This window comes from Nocardioides sp. Soil777 (assembly GCF_001428425.1).
Classification (GTDB): Bacteria; Actinomycetota; Actinomycetes; order Propionibacteriales; family Nocardioidaceae; genus Nocardioides; species Nocardioides terrigena.
The window spans coordinates 50426-63796 of sequence record NZ_LMSN01000008.1 but is presented as its reverse complement, the minus strand read 5'-3'; the positions used below and the strand labels follow the sequence as shown (position 1 = coordinate 63796).

Genomic DNA, 13371 nt, shown 5'->3' with positions numbered 1-13371 from the left:
TGGGCATGCCCCAGGGCAATGGCTGCATGGGTGGCGAACAGCCGAGCGAGGACTTGAGCGTCGTCGCTCACGTCATCGGAGCTCGTGGAGTAGAAGTTGATACCGCCCAACGTGCCCTCGCCCAGGTACAGCTTGACCGCCATCTGCGACCGCACGCCCGCAGCCCGCGCTTGCGCCACGTAGCGAGGCCACCGCTGTTCGTGCTGCAGGTTCGACACCGACACAGGCTCRTCGCCGTGGAGGGTTGCCGAACAGGGGCCCTCSCGCAAGCCGTACTGCACCGTGTCAAGGGGCAGGACCAGGTCACCGATGAAGGCTCGCGTCTCAATGTGGCCCTTCTTCTCCAGCGTCGCGATGCCGACGTGCTCGAACCCAGGCACCGAATTGCAGGCAACTTCGACAATGGTCTGCAGGGTGTCGTCGAGGGTCCGAGGTGTGTTCAGGGTTCGCGCTGCTTCGGCGATGGACTGGGCGTAGTCAGATGATGCGAGCACGGGGCTCTCTCCGGTGCGCTGGAGGTGAGGCACACAGAGAGGCGCTCATAACGAGCCCTGCAGACCAACGGTGACTCGAAGATGAGCCACGCGGTACCACCACTGTATCCCCTACAAGCAGCGCACCCGCGAGCGTCAATTCGTGTGCGCTGGGTACAGCAGGGAACGAGCGCTTTTGGAGCACATTCGGCTGGGCCGCTCGAGGTCCATCGGGTCAAGCAAGCGGCCCGGTGGACCAACCCGACCTGTGGTGAGTGCGAGTGCTCGCGCGCGGAGTCCGCCACGCGTCTGCTCGTTCATCGTCGAAGCCCCTGACTGGGATTCCCGTGGTGCTGGGTCTAACATCGGCGCGCCGGTCCGTCGCGTCAACATTCCCCCGTGTGTGCCGCGGCGGGCCGGTCTCGCGTTGCGTCGTACAAGAACAAGGCGCCGCCCACATGACCCCAGTACACCTGGGCGGCGCCCGACAACTGAGACGCCACCCCGGCTACCCCATGATGCGAGAGCGGCTCCGAGACGGGTGACAACCCCCTAATTTCGAGCGTCGTTGGTCATTCGCACCCACAGCGATCCGTCCTCACCCTAGGCTCCGGATGGCCTCCTGGGAGGGAGTCCGCCCCGACCCCCCTCTCAGCGGATCACGACTAGCGAGCGCGGGTGGCTTCGGCCCGACCCGCACCCCGGCCAGCAACGTGAGCACAACCACCGCGGCGTCGGAGCCCACCCGCGCACCCCATGGGGCTCCGACGCCGCGGCCCGGTTTGCATGCCCCGGCAGCGGCTTTCGGTGCCGGCTCATGCGCACACACAGGGGGGCCTCAAGGCCCCGTCAGAAGGTGTGTGCCTTGAGTCATCAGAGTGTGCGATCGAAGCGACGTCCCGTCCTTCGCTGCCTGACAGCACGGGGCGTTGCCGGTCGCGGGCGGGGCTCGACGGGTCAGGAGGACCGTGACGGTGCAGCTAGATACCCGATGCTGGGCCTACCGACCTGGGACCGCGAATCGTAACGTCTAGTCGTCGCGCCCGTCGCAACGTCCACCCCTCCCCCTGGTCGCAATCGGTAGGGCGCCACGCATACCGCCCACGGACCCCTACGTGGGCGGTTGCACTGTCATCTTAAGTGTGAGCCGCGTCCACGTATCGTTTCCCGGCCGTCCCTCTCCCCTGCGGGCGAGGCGCTGCTGCGCCGGCGCACCCGCCCCCTCTCGGTGCGTTCAGCCGGCGGCACCTCTCGAGAACTGTGCGTCCGCACGGTGACTCGGGTCGCCGAGATCACACCACGCCCCGGCCTGCCCTCGGCTACGCTTGGCGCGCCCTCTGGGGCTGCGCGTGTCCTCTTGTCCCGGTACAGGCCGGACGCGCAAGAAGGTTGGCGAGTGTGGGTGGCGACAGCCCGACCCGCACCCTGGCCAAGAGCGTGTATCACCTCGCCGCGTCGGCGGAGCCATGGCGATGGGTCCGCCGACGCGGCCCACGTGTCAGCGCCTGATACGACCGCCGTCCCCCCTCTTGGGTTCGCATTACGGACGCAGTATCTTTTCTTCGCTTCAGCCACGAGGCGTCCGTGGGGCCAGCATGTGGCTCACCCCCGAGAGGTGTCGTCCATGACCATCCGCGTAGCGATCGTGAACGACGAAGAACTCGTGATGCGCGGCCTCGCCGCCATGCTCAAGACGCGTGACGAGTTCGACCTCGTCACCGACCTGGCGGCCCGGCCCTCGGTCGACGTCGTCCTCTTCGACCCGCTCGTCTCGGGCCCACGCGACCGCACGCTCCAGGGCCTCGTGGCAGACCCGCACATCGCCCATGTCGTCATCTACACCTGGAACTTCCAACCCTGGTCGGCCGGCGAATGGATCCGCCAAGGAGCCACCGGCTACCTGTCCAAGGGACTCCCCTCGGCGACCTTGGTGGAGGCGCTCCGAGCGATCAACGCCGGACGCGTCATCGTCGCGCCCGGTCGTCATGGCGCAGCCCTGTCATCGGACTGGGCCGGCCAGGACCAGGGCCTCACCGAGCGCGAGGCTCAGGTGCTCTCCCTCATCGCCTCCGGGATGACCAACCTCGAGGTAGCCGAGCACATCAACTTGTCGGTGAACTCGGTGAAGTCCTACATCAGGTCCTGCTACCGCAAGATCGACGCCGACAGCCGGTCCCAGGCCGTGTTGTGGGCGGTGGCACACGGACTCGGTGGCGGGCATCACGCCGTGCCCCTACCTACTTCCGAATTGGCTTAAGGGGCACCCAGAGTCTGGGCAACCCGAACTGAAGTCACCTCCTTGGCCGAGACCCGAGGGCACAGCTCCGGCCTAGCATCGTGGGCTCAGCGTGAGGACGACTCCTGCGGGCGAACTTCAATTGAAGCCGCTTCGCGCAGCACTACCCCGGCAAGCACATGTTCGGCATCGGCCGTCCGCGCCACGTTCACCGTCCGTGCGGGCAAGAAGGTCGTGGACAAGGCAGGATTACCAAAGCCGTCATCGTCGTCAGAGCGGCGAGCTTCGAATCCAGCCGCAAGAAGCGGGACGAGGTCGTTCGTGGCGGACGGGTCATCCGCGTGCGCATCGACGACCTCGACCTTGCGTTCAGTCGCATCCCATCCCCGAGATGGGATGAGGCAGATCAGCGAACTACGTGACGGCGACCTAGCATGCGAGGAAGGTCCGGCAGCGCCGCGCGCCCCAGACGGTTCGACCCGGGGCAGGTGTGGGGTACCCCGGAGGGCATTGACCCGATAATCGGCCTTCCGACCGCAGCCCCGCGACGCCGCTGACGCCGGCAATCGCCAGCCGGAACCCCAGGTTGCATGCGACGCATCAGTCGAACGTGCGCCCCACGCAAGTGTCGCGCCCGGAGCCGTAATTGCCGGTGTCACCGCGCTTAGAACCGGCCGCAACGGCCCCGCCCATGGGGGTGGAGAAGCGACGCCCCTAGGGGTGCAACGGGGTTGTCGAGCCCAATTCCCCATGATCTGTTTACAACGTAAGCCTCCACTCTGGGTCACCGCATCGCCTCATGGCTGCTGTGTGAACCAGGTCTTCCAAGTCGCACCCAGGACCTAATCAGGGCGTCCCGGGTCACCGAAAGGAAACTCATGGAAACCACTCTGCGAGACGGCCTCAGGGACGGACTCAGCGTCATCACCGAGTTCGTGCCGAAGCTGTTGTTGTTCCTGATCATCTTGATCGTCGGTCTCTTCATCGCAAAGGCGATCGGAAAGGCATTGAGCGCGCTGCTGGAGAAGGTCGGCTTCGACCGGGCCGTGGAGCGCGGCGGCGTCAAGAAGGCGCTGGCCAACTCGAAGATGGACGCCAGCGACGTAGTCGCCAAGCTCATCTACTACACGCTCATGCTCTTCGTGCTGCAGCTCGCCTTCGGCGTCTTCGGCCCCAACCCGATCAGCGACCTGATCGAGCGCGTCATCACGTTCCTGCCCAGCCTCGTCGTGGCCATCATCATCATCGTGGTCGCCTCGGCGATCGCCGCGGCCGTGAAGACCCTCATCGAGGGCACCCTCGGTGGCCTGTCATACGGAAAGACCATCGCCAACGCTGCGTCGATCTTCATCCTCTTTCTCGGCGTCGTCGCCGCGCTCAACCAGGTCGGCGTCGCCACCACGGTCACCACGCCCGTCCTCATCGCCATCCTGGCCACCGTGGCCGGCGTGATCATCGTCGGCGTCGGCGGCGGGCTCATTCGCCCCATGCAGCAGCGCTGGGAGGGCTACCTCACCAAGGCCGAGCAGGAGGCCCCCCGTATCAAGCAGGAGGCCGCCAACGCGCCCAGCGTCCGCGAGCAGGCTCAGCAGGCCAAGGACCGGGTCTCGTCCAGCAACGGCAGCGGTACGACCGCGTACGGCGCCACGAGCGTCGACCCCGGCTACGGGACCCACGCCCAGGACGACACCCGACAGTACTGAACACAGCCTCCACGAGGCCGTCCCAAACGGCAGGCACGACAAGACGTATCACTCGATAAAGCACGACCGACGAAGGAGAACAACATGCTCAGCAACGACCAGGCACAGCAGCTCCTCACTGGCGGTGGCAACGTCGTCGACAACAACGGCGACAAGATCGGCAGCATCGGCCAGGTCTTCCTCGACGACCGATCCGGTCGGCCGGAGTGGGTGACGGTGAAGACCGGCCTGTTCGGCGGAGGCGAGTCGTTCGTCCCCCTGCGCGACGCCGAGGTGGCGGGCGACGACGTCCGCGTGCCCTACAGCAAGGACATGGTCAAGGACGCGCCGCGCATCTCCGACGCCGATGGTCACCTCAGCGAGGACGAGGAGGAGACCCTCTACCGCTACTACGGCACGGAGGGCGCCGACTACGACACCTCGTACGGCGACCCGGCCACCGGGTACACCGAGACGCGCGACGGGGCCGGACACGACACGTCAGGTCCCGACACCGACTCGGCCATGACCCGCTCAGAGGAGCAGGTCCGGGTCGGCACCGAGACTCGCGAGACGGGCCGAGTCCGGCTCCGCAAGTACGTCGTCACCGAGAACGTCACGCAGACCGTCCCGGTCAGCCACGAGGAGGTGCGCCTCGAGCGCGAGCCCATCACGGACGCAAACCGTGACGAGGCGCTCTCAGGCGGGGACATCACCGAGGAGGAGCACGAGGTGGTCCTCTCCGAGGAGCGCCCCGTCGTGCAGAAGGAGACGGTCCCGGTCGAGCGCGTCCGCCTCGACAAGGACACCGTCACCGAGCAGCACCAGGTCGACGAGACCGTGCGCAAGGAGGAGATCGAGTTCGACGACGCCACCCGGACGCGCACCGACGGGACGCGAGATGTCTGAGCACCGCGCCGCGGCGAGCAGCGGAGCAAGTCGCGTGGACGCCGACCAGGTGACGCGCCGGCGCGGGGTGCCGTCCCGCTTCGACGTCGTGGACCGTGAGCGTGAGGAGCACGGCGGCATCAAGGTCGGTTCGGCCTTCTTCGGGTGGCTGACGGCGACCGGGATGGCGGTGCTGCTCACCGCTATCGCCGCGGCCGCAGGGGCCGTGTTCGGTGTCGCCACCGACACCGCGGCGGGCGAGGCGGCCGAGCAGGCCACCGCGCAGGTCGACACCGTCGGGATCGTTGGGCTGGTCGCGCTGCTGGTCATCGTCCTGGTTGCCTATTACTGCGGCGGGTACGTAGCCGGGCGCATGGCCCGCTTCGACGGCGCCAAGCAAGGCGTGGCCGTGTGGCTCTGGGCGATCGTGATCGCGATCGTGGTAGCCGTCCTCACTGCCGTCGCGGGCGCCGAGTTCAATGTGCTCCAGCAGCTCAACGGCTTCCCGCGTCTCCCCGTCGGGGAAGGGGACGTCACCGCCGCCGGCATCGTCGCACTCGTGACGGTACTGATGGTGAGCTTGGTCGGCGCCGTTCTGGGCGGGGTTGCCGGGATGCGCTTCCACCGGCAGGTCGACAAGACCGGTCTCGACCGATAGCCCAGGCACCGCACGATGTGCTTGCCGCTCTCGGTGCCGACAACATCGTCCGGCACCGAGAGCCGGGCATCGGCGTGGGCGGCGGACAGGTTCCCGCCTGTTCGTCGCCCACGACGACCGGACATCTGATCCGGATGCCGGGGGCGCCCGGCCCTTGGGCCGAGCGGCCCTGACCCGTCACGGCGCTCCGCCCCGGTTGATCAGTCGATCCGCCGGACTCGCCGCACCTACGGCCGGGCTACGGGCGGACACCGTCCACCGCCCTTGGTACGCCACCTACGGTGAGCAGGAGGAGACGCGATGACACAGTCCGAGAACCTCGACGCAGATGCGGCCTCGGTCGCCGGTCGCCCGGCGCCGTCACGCAGACGCCCGCTGGATCGTGATCTCATCATCGCCGCAGCAGTCACGTCCATCGACGAGCAGGGGCTGCCGGGTCTGACCATGCGACGCCTCGGCGAGATGCTCCACGTCGAGGCGATGGCCCTCTACCGCTACGTAGCCGGCAAGGAGGAACTCCTCGACGGCGTCGTGGACCATCTGGTCGCCGGCATGCAGGCCGATGACGAGGTGCCCGACCGTCCCGACGACGGCTGGCAGGACTTCGTCCAGCGCCTCGCCCACGGCGTACGACGCGTGGCGCTGGCCCACCCCAAGGCGTTCCCGCTGGTCGCGTCCCGACCGCCCGAGGCGCCGTGGTTGCGACCGCCGCTGCGCAGCCTGGAGTGGGTGGAGGCGTTCCTGGCCGGCCTGGAGTCGGAGGGCTTCTCGGACGAGGCGGCGGTGGCGGCGTACCGCGCGTTCACCAGCTTCCTGCTGGGCCACCTCCTGCTCGAGGTCTCCACGCTCGGCGCGGACGTCGGTCCGCTCGACGTCTTGGAGGAGTCGGTGGAGCCCGGTCTCGAGGACTTCCCCATGGTGAGCCGGTTGCGTCGCCAGCTCGCGGAAGACACGTCCGGCGCGGAGTTCGAGAAGGCGCTGGAGGAACTCCTGAACCGCATGACCCTCGTCCATCAGGAACAACAGCAGTGACCAGTTCACGAACGGCCGGGCCGGGCCGGTGCTGGTCCGACGGCGACGCGTCGTCCCGCCGCAACGATGTGACCGCGGCCGCCGGCTGCCATCCGTCAGAGGCACGATCGCATTCCCCGCACCATCAGGCTACGCGCCCTGAGGCCCAGTTGCGCAGCGTCTCGGGGTTGATCCCCAGCTGCTCACCGACACGGCGAGAGCGCCGCTCCCCGTCGCCGGGTCACGCCGCAGATCGACCGCCATCCGGATCGCTCGCTCCCGAACCTCGGGATGCTTCCTCGGTGCTGCCATGACCTTCTTCCCTCCATGCAACAAGAGCCTCCATCAGGCCCGGCACGCGACAGGAAGTTGTGCATGCGCCCCCAAAGCGGTGAAGTGACGCAGCTCCCGTGACGCTTCGGTTGCCGGCATGCGCAGATGCCGTGCGACGGCGCATCGGGTTGTTGCTGTCCCCTCCCCGGAACCCTCGGATTTACCGCCCGGGCTGCGAGGAGGGGACGTGCACCCCGCGACCCGGACCTAGTCCGGAGCTATGCCGGCATCGGGCGGGCCGGAGGCCAGAGACTCGCCTACCAGCGTGCTCGGCCGGTGACGCTCTGGCGCTCAGGTCAGGTCGCGACCAGTTGCCACTCCCGACCAGGTGGAGCAACTGGGGACATCGCACAGGCCCGCTCGGTGACCCCACCCGCGGGCGGATGACGCCGATGTACCGCCCGTGCGATCCCAACCGGACAGGGCCGGGACCGGATCAACCGGAACGCATCAGCAGCGCTGGGCCGGGTACTTGCGTGAGGGAAGCCGTTCTCCGACGACCAGGGAGACCACATGCGAATCGCCATCACCGGGGCCAGCGGGAACGTGGGGTCGGCGCTGCTGCGCAGGCTGGCCGAGCGCGGGGGCCACGACGTCGTTGGCGTCGTCCGGCGCACACCGTCGGAGGTCGAGCCGTTTGCCGGGGTCGAGTGGCACGCGGTGGACCTGTCCGAAGACCAGGACGAGCCTGCCCTGGCCGCGGCCTTCGTCGGCTGTGACGCGGTGGTGCACCTCGCGTGGGGCTTCCAGCCCACCCACCGCGAGGACTACCTCGCCGAGCTCGGCGTCGGGGGCACCCGCCGCGTGATCGCAGCCGGCGTCTCCGCCGGGGTGCCGCACCTCGTGCACATGTCGTCGGTCGGGGCGTACTCGCCCAAGCAGGACGACAGCCCGGTGGACGAGTCCTGGCCGACACGGGGTGTCACCACCTCGATGTACAGCCGGCACAAAGCGGCGGCGGAGCGGTTGCTCGATGACTTGGAGGCCGAGGGGTCGGGTCCGGTAGTCACGCGGCTGCGCCCCGGCATCGTCGGTCAGGGCAGCGCGGGCAGCGCCCTGCTGCGCTACGGCCTGCCGAGCCTGGTACCTCGATCGTTGCTCTCCCACATCCCCGTGCTGCCGCTGGACCGCCGGTTGGCAATCCCGATGGTGCACGCCGACGACCTCGCCGAGGCGACCGTGCTGGCGCTCGAGTCACTGGCTACTGGGCCATTCAACCTGGCGGCCGCGCCAGCCATCACGGCCGAGGACATCGCCGGGGTGCTGGGCGCCCGGCTGGTGCACGTGCCGGCAGCCGCCGTGCGAGCCGCGGTCTCCGCGAGCTGGCACGCCCGGCTGCAGCCGCTGGACGCCGGATGGATCGATCTGGCCTTCGCAGTGCCTCTCATGGACACATCACGTGCACAGTCCGAGCTGGGCTGGTCACCTACGACGAGCGCGAGCTGGGTCCTGGCCGAAACGGTGCAGGGGATGCAGGACGGAGCGGCGGACGCTTCGGCCGTCCTCAGACCCCGGACGGTGGCCGGCGGCGTGAAGAAGTTCCTACGCGACGGCCCCGTCAGCCGGCGCCGCACTAGTTGATCTGCCGCGAACTGCGCGAGCGGCGCCCCGCCTCGCCTCGGCGCCAGCTGGTGGACCTCAGCCTGCCGGGTGCGGCGTCGGCGGCGGATAGACACACTCATCGCGGCAGATGCGCTTAGTTCCAGGCGCCCACGCGAGGAGATGCTCCCATTGGGATTGCCCCAAGCGATCGGTCTCGGGCCAAACGGAGCCCGCTCTTCCGTTCACCCAGCCCGGGCCACTTGCCCCAAGGCGCTGGGTTGCCATCGTGCTTCGTACTGTGGCCGGCAACTGCCCGCGTCAGCAGCCGCGGGCTACCACATCGGTGCGGTTGTGCTCATGGTCCATCGCGAAAGTTCCGGGCGTACCCACGTGCACGTTCGCGTGGAACTGGTTGAAAGCGTGCTGCATCTGAAGATTTCCGCAGACCTGAGGGCCGATCGGCACGAGCTTGGTTCCGACCTCGAGGAAGTGACGATGCGGCGGGACATCACCGGCGGGCTGAGCCGCGGAGGAGGCTGCCAGAGCGATGAGGAACACCGAACAAGTTCCGGCAAGCGAGAGTCGCAGTGCGTGATGCATGGTATTGCTCCTTATTGATCGGATGCCCCGAGCGTCACTTTTCATAGTGGCCTTTCCGTCCTATGGACATCACCGCCACATCGGACTAATCGGACATCGGACTAGTCGGAACTCGCTCCCCTGCGCTTGCCACGATCGCGTAGGAGATCGTGGGTGGCCTGCCTCCTCAAGCCGTCACCGACGGCACGCTGCATCACGAAGATTCGCTCGCGCGCACATCGGCTGATCGGGTGGTTTGACGCGGCGCCGACAGGCGGCGAACTGGGCGGGCACCAAGCCGGGGTCTAGGCATCGAGAACGCGATCACGCTCGTCATCGACGTTGCCTGCCGCGGGGATGCGCCCACGGCATGCGAACAAAGTCTTCCAATTCGACGGAAGTGGTGAGCCCGATGGTGAGCGCCATGGTGAGGGGGCGATGCCCGTCCGGCGTCGTCGTCCTCTGGCCTCCGATGTCGTCCGGGCGGTGAGGCGACTCTTGCGGTTCGCCAACAAGCGTCCTATGCACCGGTATCGAGCCGGCTGTCTGACCCGACTACTTTCCTGTACCGAGCATTGCCGTCCCGGATCCCATGCGACATCCCATGCGACGAGTCATGCGACAGACGGCTCGGATCGTCAAACACGCCAGACGCACGCCGGGGCGAGACAAGTCCTTCGTATGGCGTCTGACCTGCGGTAACATGCGTTTTAACGCGTCATTGGGTAGTCCCGCGCACCACCTCGGTCGTCCATGTCCCACAGGACTGCTGCCGGGTGTGCGCTCACGATCAGTGAGCGTATCCGCGGCTCCGGGGCCGACCCACATCCCCGGACGCCCGAACGCGCTCCGCGTGGCGAGGGCCACACGCCCGCCACGGAGCCTCCGGGCCGGACGTCCGAGGAGGCCGACACTCACCTCCGACGGAACCGACGCCCCGCAGCGCGGACGCGCCGCGGTGAGTGGGTGGCACCCACGGTCGACGCGGCGGCAGGGCCCTGACCTTCGGGCCGTGCGTCCGGTGCCGCACTCGACGCCGACAGGGCGGCCACGGCCCGGTGGACGTTGCCGTGGATCCGGTCGGACCCGAGCCGCTCCACGGCACCGTCCCGCTCGAGCACGGTGCGGACGGCCGGCCGGACCGCCGCCAGCCGGAGCTCGATCCCCGACTCCTCCGCCATCCGGATGATCTCCGACACCGTCGCGGCCCCTTGGGAGTCCACGAAGTTGACCCCGGCGAAGTGCAGCACCACGCCGCGGAGCTCGGGGGTCAGCATGACGGTGCGCATCCGGTCCTCGATCGCGTCCGCGGTCGCGAAGAAGACACCGCCGTCCATGCGCATCACCACGATCCCGGGCAGCGTCTCGTCCTCGGGGTGCTGGTCGAGGGGACGGAAGACCTGGGTCCCGCGCTCACGTCCCAGCGTCGAGACCTGTGGGTGCGTCGCGACGTACACGAGCCACAACAGCGACAGCGCGATGCCGATGACCACTCCGGCGAGGATGCCGAAGACGAGGGTCCCGAGGATCGCCGCCGTCGCCACCCAGAAGTCGGACCTCGACACGCGGCGCAGCCGGCGCATCTCCCCCACGTCCATCATCCCCATGACGACGGCCTCGACGATGAGTGCGGCGAGGACCGGCTTGGGCAGGGACGAGAAGAGCGGAGCCAGCACGAGGAGCGCCAGCAGGACGGTGACGCCCGAGGTGAGCGACGCCAGGCCGGTCCGCGCCCCCGACCGGTCGTTGAGCGAGCTGGCGGACAGGCTGGTCGAGACGGGCATCCCGTTGAGCAGCCCGGCACCGATGTTGGCGGCCGACTGGGCGACCGACTCCTGGTCGATGTCGACCTGGTAGCGATGCCTGGCGGCCATGGCCCGGGCGTCCCCGGCGGTCTGGGAGAACCCGATCATCACCAGCGCGAAGGCGGCCACCAGGACCGTCCCCGCGTGGTCCACCAGCAGCCCGGGGTCGGGCACGTCGAACGACGGCAACCCGCGGGGGATGTCGCCGACCAGGGCCACGCCGCGCGCGGCGAGGTCGAGCACCGCCGCCGCGACGAGGCCGCCCACCAGCAGGACCAGGGCGCCGGGGACCTGGGGAGCGACCCACCGGAGGCCGAAGACGACGGCGAGCGCCACGACCCCGACCACCACCGTGGCGGCGTGCGCCTGGTCGAGCGTGGACAGCCACGACCAGAGCTCCTGGAACGAATTGTCGCCCTCGCTGTCGGTGCCCGTCAGCTTGGGCAGCTCCCCGATCACGACGTCGATGGCAGCACCGAAGAGGAACCCGGTCACGACCGCCCGGGAGAGGAACTGCGACAGCCACCCCATCTTGAACACGGCGAGCGCCAGGAAGAACAGACCGCTGGTCAGCGTGATCCCGGCGACCAGGGTGGCGATGTCGGAGGGATCTGTCAGCCCGGTCGCCAGCACCGCGCCGCCGGCGACCGCCGCGAGCCCCGAGCTGGGTCCCATGGAGATCTGGCGACAGCTCCCGAACAGCGCGTAGAGGATCGTCCCGGCAGCCGCGGCGTACAGGCCGTTCTCGAGGGGCACCCCCGCGATCTCGGCGTAGCCGAGGTTCTTGGGGATGATGAGGGCCGCCACCACGACACCGGCGACGAGGTCGCCCCGCAGCCAGGCCGACTGGTAGCCGCGCAGCTGCTCGACGATCGGCAGGATCTGCAGGACCCGCCAGCGGGTGGGCGCGGCCTCCGCCGTCATGGCCGACCCACCCGACTCACGCCGGCCCGTGGGCCGGCTGCGCGCGCTGCTCCTCGGCGAGCTCGGAGGAGAAGAACTCGAGCGCTGTCTTCGTCTTCGTCTGCTGCTCCCCCGACAGGTCGAGGCCCTTGGTGGCCAGGAAGGCCCTCAGCTCCGCGGCGGCCTGGAAGGCCTCGGCGGGAAGGCTCTTGGCCGAGAGCTCCACGATCCGCGACCCGTCGGGATAGAACCAGAGCTCCGCGATCAGGCGCATGCGCAGCTCGGGGGGATGGAGCTTGAGCTTGAAGACCGTGATGGGGCCGAGGATCGACAGGTCGTCCAGCTCGACGCCCTCGGGTGCGTGCGCCCGGTAGAACTGCCGCTGCTCCTTGGAGTAGAGCGAACGGATGCCCTTGCGTCCCGCCGCGACGTCCTGCACGTCCTTGGTGCCGAGGGTGCCCTTCATGGAGGCCGAGCACACGAAGCCGCCCGGCATCGCGTCGACCTCGACCACCAGGTTGTCGGAGCTCCTCAGCTTCTGGACGGTGGCCGGGACGACGGGCCGCAGCTTGACCACCGAGTCGTCGCCCCGCCCCTGCACCCGGCGGGCGCGGACGACCACGCCGGCCGCGTTGAGCGCGAGGTCGGGGGTGTCGAAGAAGTAGACCTGACGTATCTGCGCGTCGAGCGGGTCCACGCCCAGGGCCACCGCAGCCGCGCGTCGGTGGGAGTCGGGCACCGTCATCTTGAGCTCGACGCTGTCGGCCTCCCTGGCCAGCGCCAGCACCTCGGCGACCTGCGCATCGGTGAGTCGGGCCGGGTGCTCCTCTGCGGTGCCTGGCATCGTGCGCTCCGTTCCTCGGGTGGGACGTCAGACCGGGTTGTCGGCCGCGGGGGCGTGCTGCCACGAGCCCCAACGGCGAGGTGCCGGCAGGGGCGATCGCGCTGGCGCCTCCTCGGCAGGACCAAGGTGGTCGGACAGCTCCTCCTTCGCCTGCTTCCGGACCAGGAGCACCACGAAGTCCCGGACCGGCGCGCTGTCGTAGTGCGACCAGAGGCACTGCACGAGCACGGACACCTGGTCGCCCGGGAGGGAGGGAAACTCGGCCTGCAGCTCGAGCACGAGCGAGTCCATCGCCTGGCCCTCGTCCAGCTCACCTCGCCGGACCGGGGTGCGCGGACCCGGGTCGTCGACCTCGATCGTCATGGCTGGCCCGCTTTCCGCTCTCAGTGTCCTCGGGCCCCTGGCCCACTGGCTGGT

General features: G+C 68.7%; 11 protein-coding genes. 6 read left to right on the top strand and 5 right to left on the bottom strand.

The features are described from left to right. Nucleotides 1-494 (bottom strand): GAF domain-containing protein (locus ASG88_RS06825; RefSeq protein ID WP_056886678.1); only part of this gene is annotated, 494 nt, incomplete at its 3' end. Nucleotides 495-2097: 1603 nt separating this feature from the next. On the opposite strand from ASG88_RS06825, the gene ASG88_RS06820 reads away from it, so the two are divergent. From ASG88_RS06820 to ASG88_RS06795, 6 genes are all read left to right on the top strand, one after another. After that, nucleotides 2098-2730, top strand: coding sequence for a response regulator transcription factor (locus tag ASG88_RS06820; RefSeq protein WP_056886677.1), 633 nt, complete (start codon nucleotides 2098-2100; stop codon nucleotides 2728-2730). A gap of 857 nt (nucleotides 2731-3587) precedes the next feature. Continuing rightward, a complete protein-coding gene (locus ASG88_RS06815) occupies nucleotides 3588-4412 on the top strand; it encodes a mechanosensitive ion channel family protein (RefSeq protein WP_056886676.1) in 825 nt (274 codons plus the stop codon). An 84-nt stretch (nucleotides 4413-4496) separates the two neighbouring features. Beyond that, nucleotides 4497-5300: a DUF2382 domain-containing protein gene (locus ASG88_RS06810; protein ID WP_056886675.1), complete on the top strand. Its 804-nt coding sequence runs from the start codon at nucleotides 4497-4499 to the stop codon at nucleotides 5298-5300. Between the two features lie 34 nt (nucleotides 5301-5334). Continuing rightward, nucleotides 5335-5937 carry a hypothetical protein gene (locus ASG88_RS06805; RefSeq protein WP_082600057.1) on the top strand — a complete coding sequence of 201 codons (603 nt, stop codon included), beginning with the start codon at nucleotides 5335-5337 and terminating at the stop codon, nucleotides 5935-5937. Nucleotides 5938-6237: 300 nt separating this feature from the next. Further along, complete coding sequence (locus ASG88_RS06800) at nucleotides 6238-6969, top strand: TetR/AcrR family transcriptional regulator (RefSeq protein ID WP_056886673.1); 732 nt, start codon at nucleotides 6238-6240, stop codon at nucleotides 6967-6969. An 825-nt stretch (nucleotides 6970-7794) separates the two neighbouring features. Further along, nucleotides 7795-8862: an NAD-dependent epimerase/dehydratase family protein gene (locus tag ASG88_RS06795; protein ID WP_056886672.1), complete on the top strand. Its 1068-nt coding sequence runs from the start codon at nucleotides 7795-7797 to the stop codon at nucleotides 8860-8862. A gap of 279 nt (nucleotides 8863-9141) precedes the next feature. Here the strand turns inward: ASG88_RS06795 and ASG88_RS22970 are convergent, their stop codons facing one another. The 4 genes from ASG88_RS22970 to ASG88_RS06780 form a co-directional block, all read right to left on the bottom strand. Further along, the gene (locus ASG88_RS22970; protein WP_157559595.1) at nucleotides 9142-9423 is read right to left on the bottom strand and encodes a hypothetical protein; all 282 of its coding nucleotides are present in this window, start codon (nucleotides 9421-9423) and stop codon (nucleotides 9142-9144) included. An 893-nt stretch (nucleotides 9424-10316) separates the two neighbouring features. Next, nucleotides 10317-12131: a SulP family inorganic anion transporter gene (locus tag ASG88_RS06790; RefSeq protein ID WP_082600055.1), complete on the bottom strand. Its 1815-nt coding sequence runs from the start codon at nucleotides 12129-12131 to the stop codon at nucleotides 10317-10319. Nucleotides 12132-12147: 16 nt separating this feature from the next. After that, nucleotides 12148-12954: a hypothetical protein gene (locus tag ASG88_RS06785; protein ID WP_056886671.1), complete on the bottom strand. Its 807-nt coding sequence runs from the start codon at nucleotides 12952-12954 to the stop codon at nucleotides 12148-12150. 27 nt (nucleotides 12955-12981) lie between these two features. After that, the gene (locus tag ASG88_RS06780; RefSeq protein WP_056886670.1) at nucleotides 12982-13317 is read right to left on the bottom strand and encodes a three-helix bundle dimerization domain-containing protein; all 336 of its coding nucleotides are present in this window, start codon (nucleotides 13315-13317) and stop codon (nucleotides 12982-12984) included. Between the last annotated feature and the right edge of the window lie 54 nt (nucleotides 13318-13371).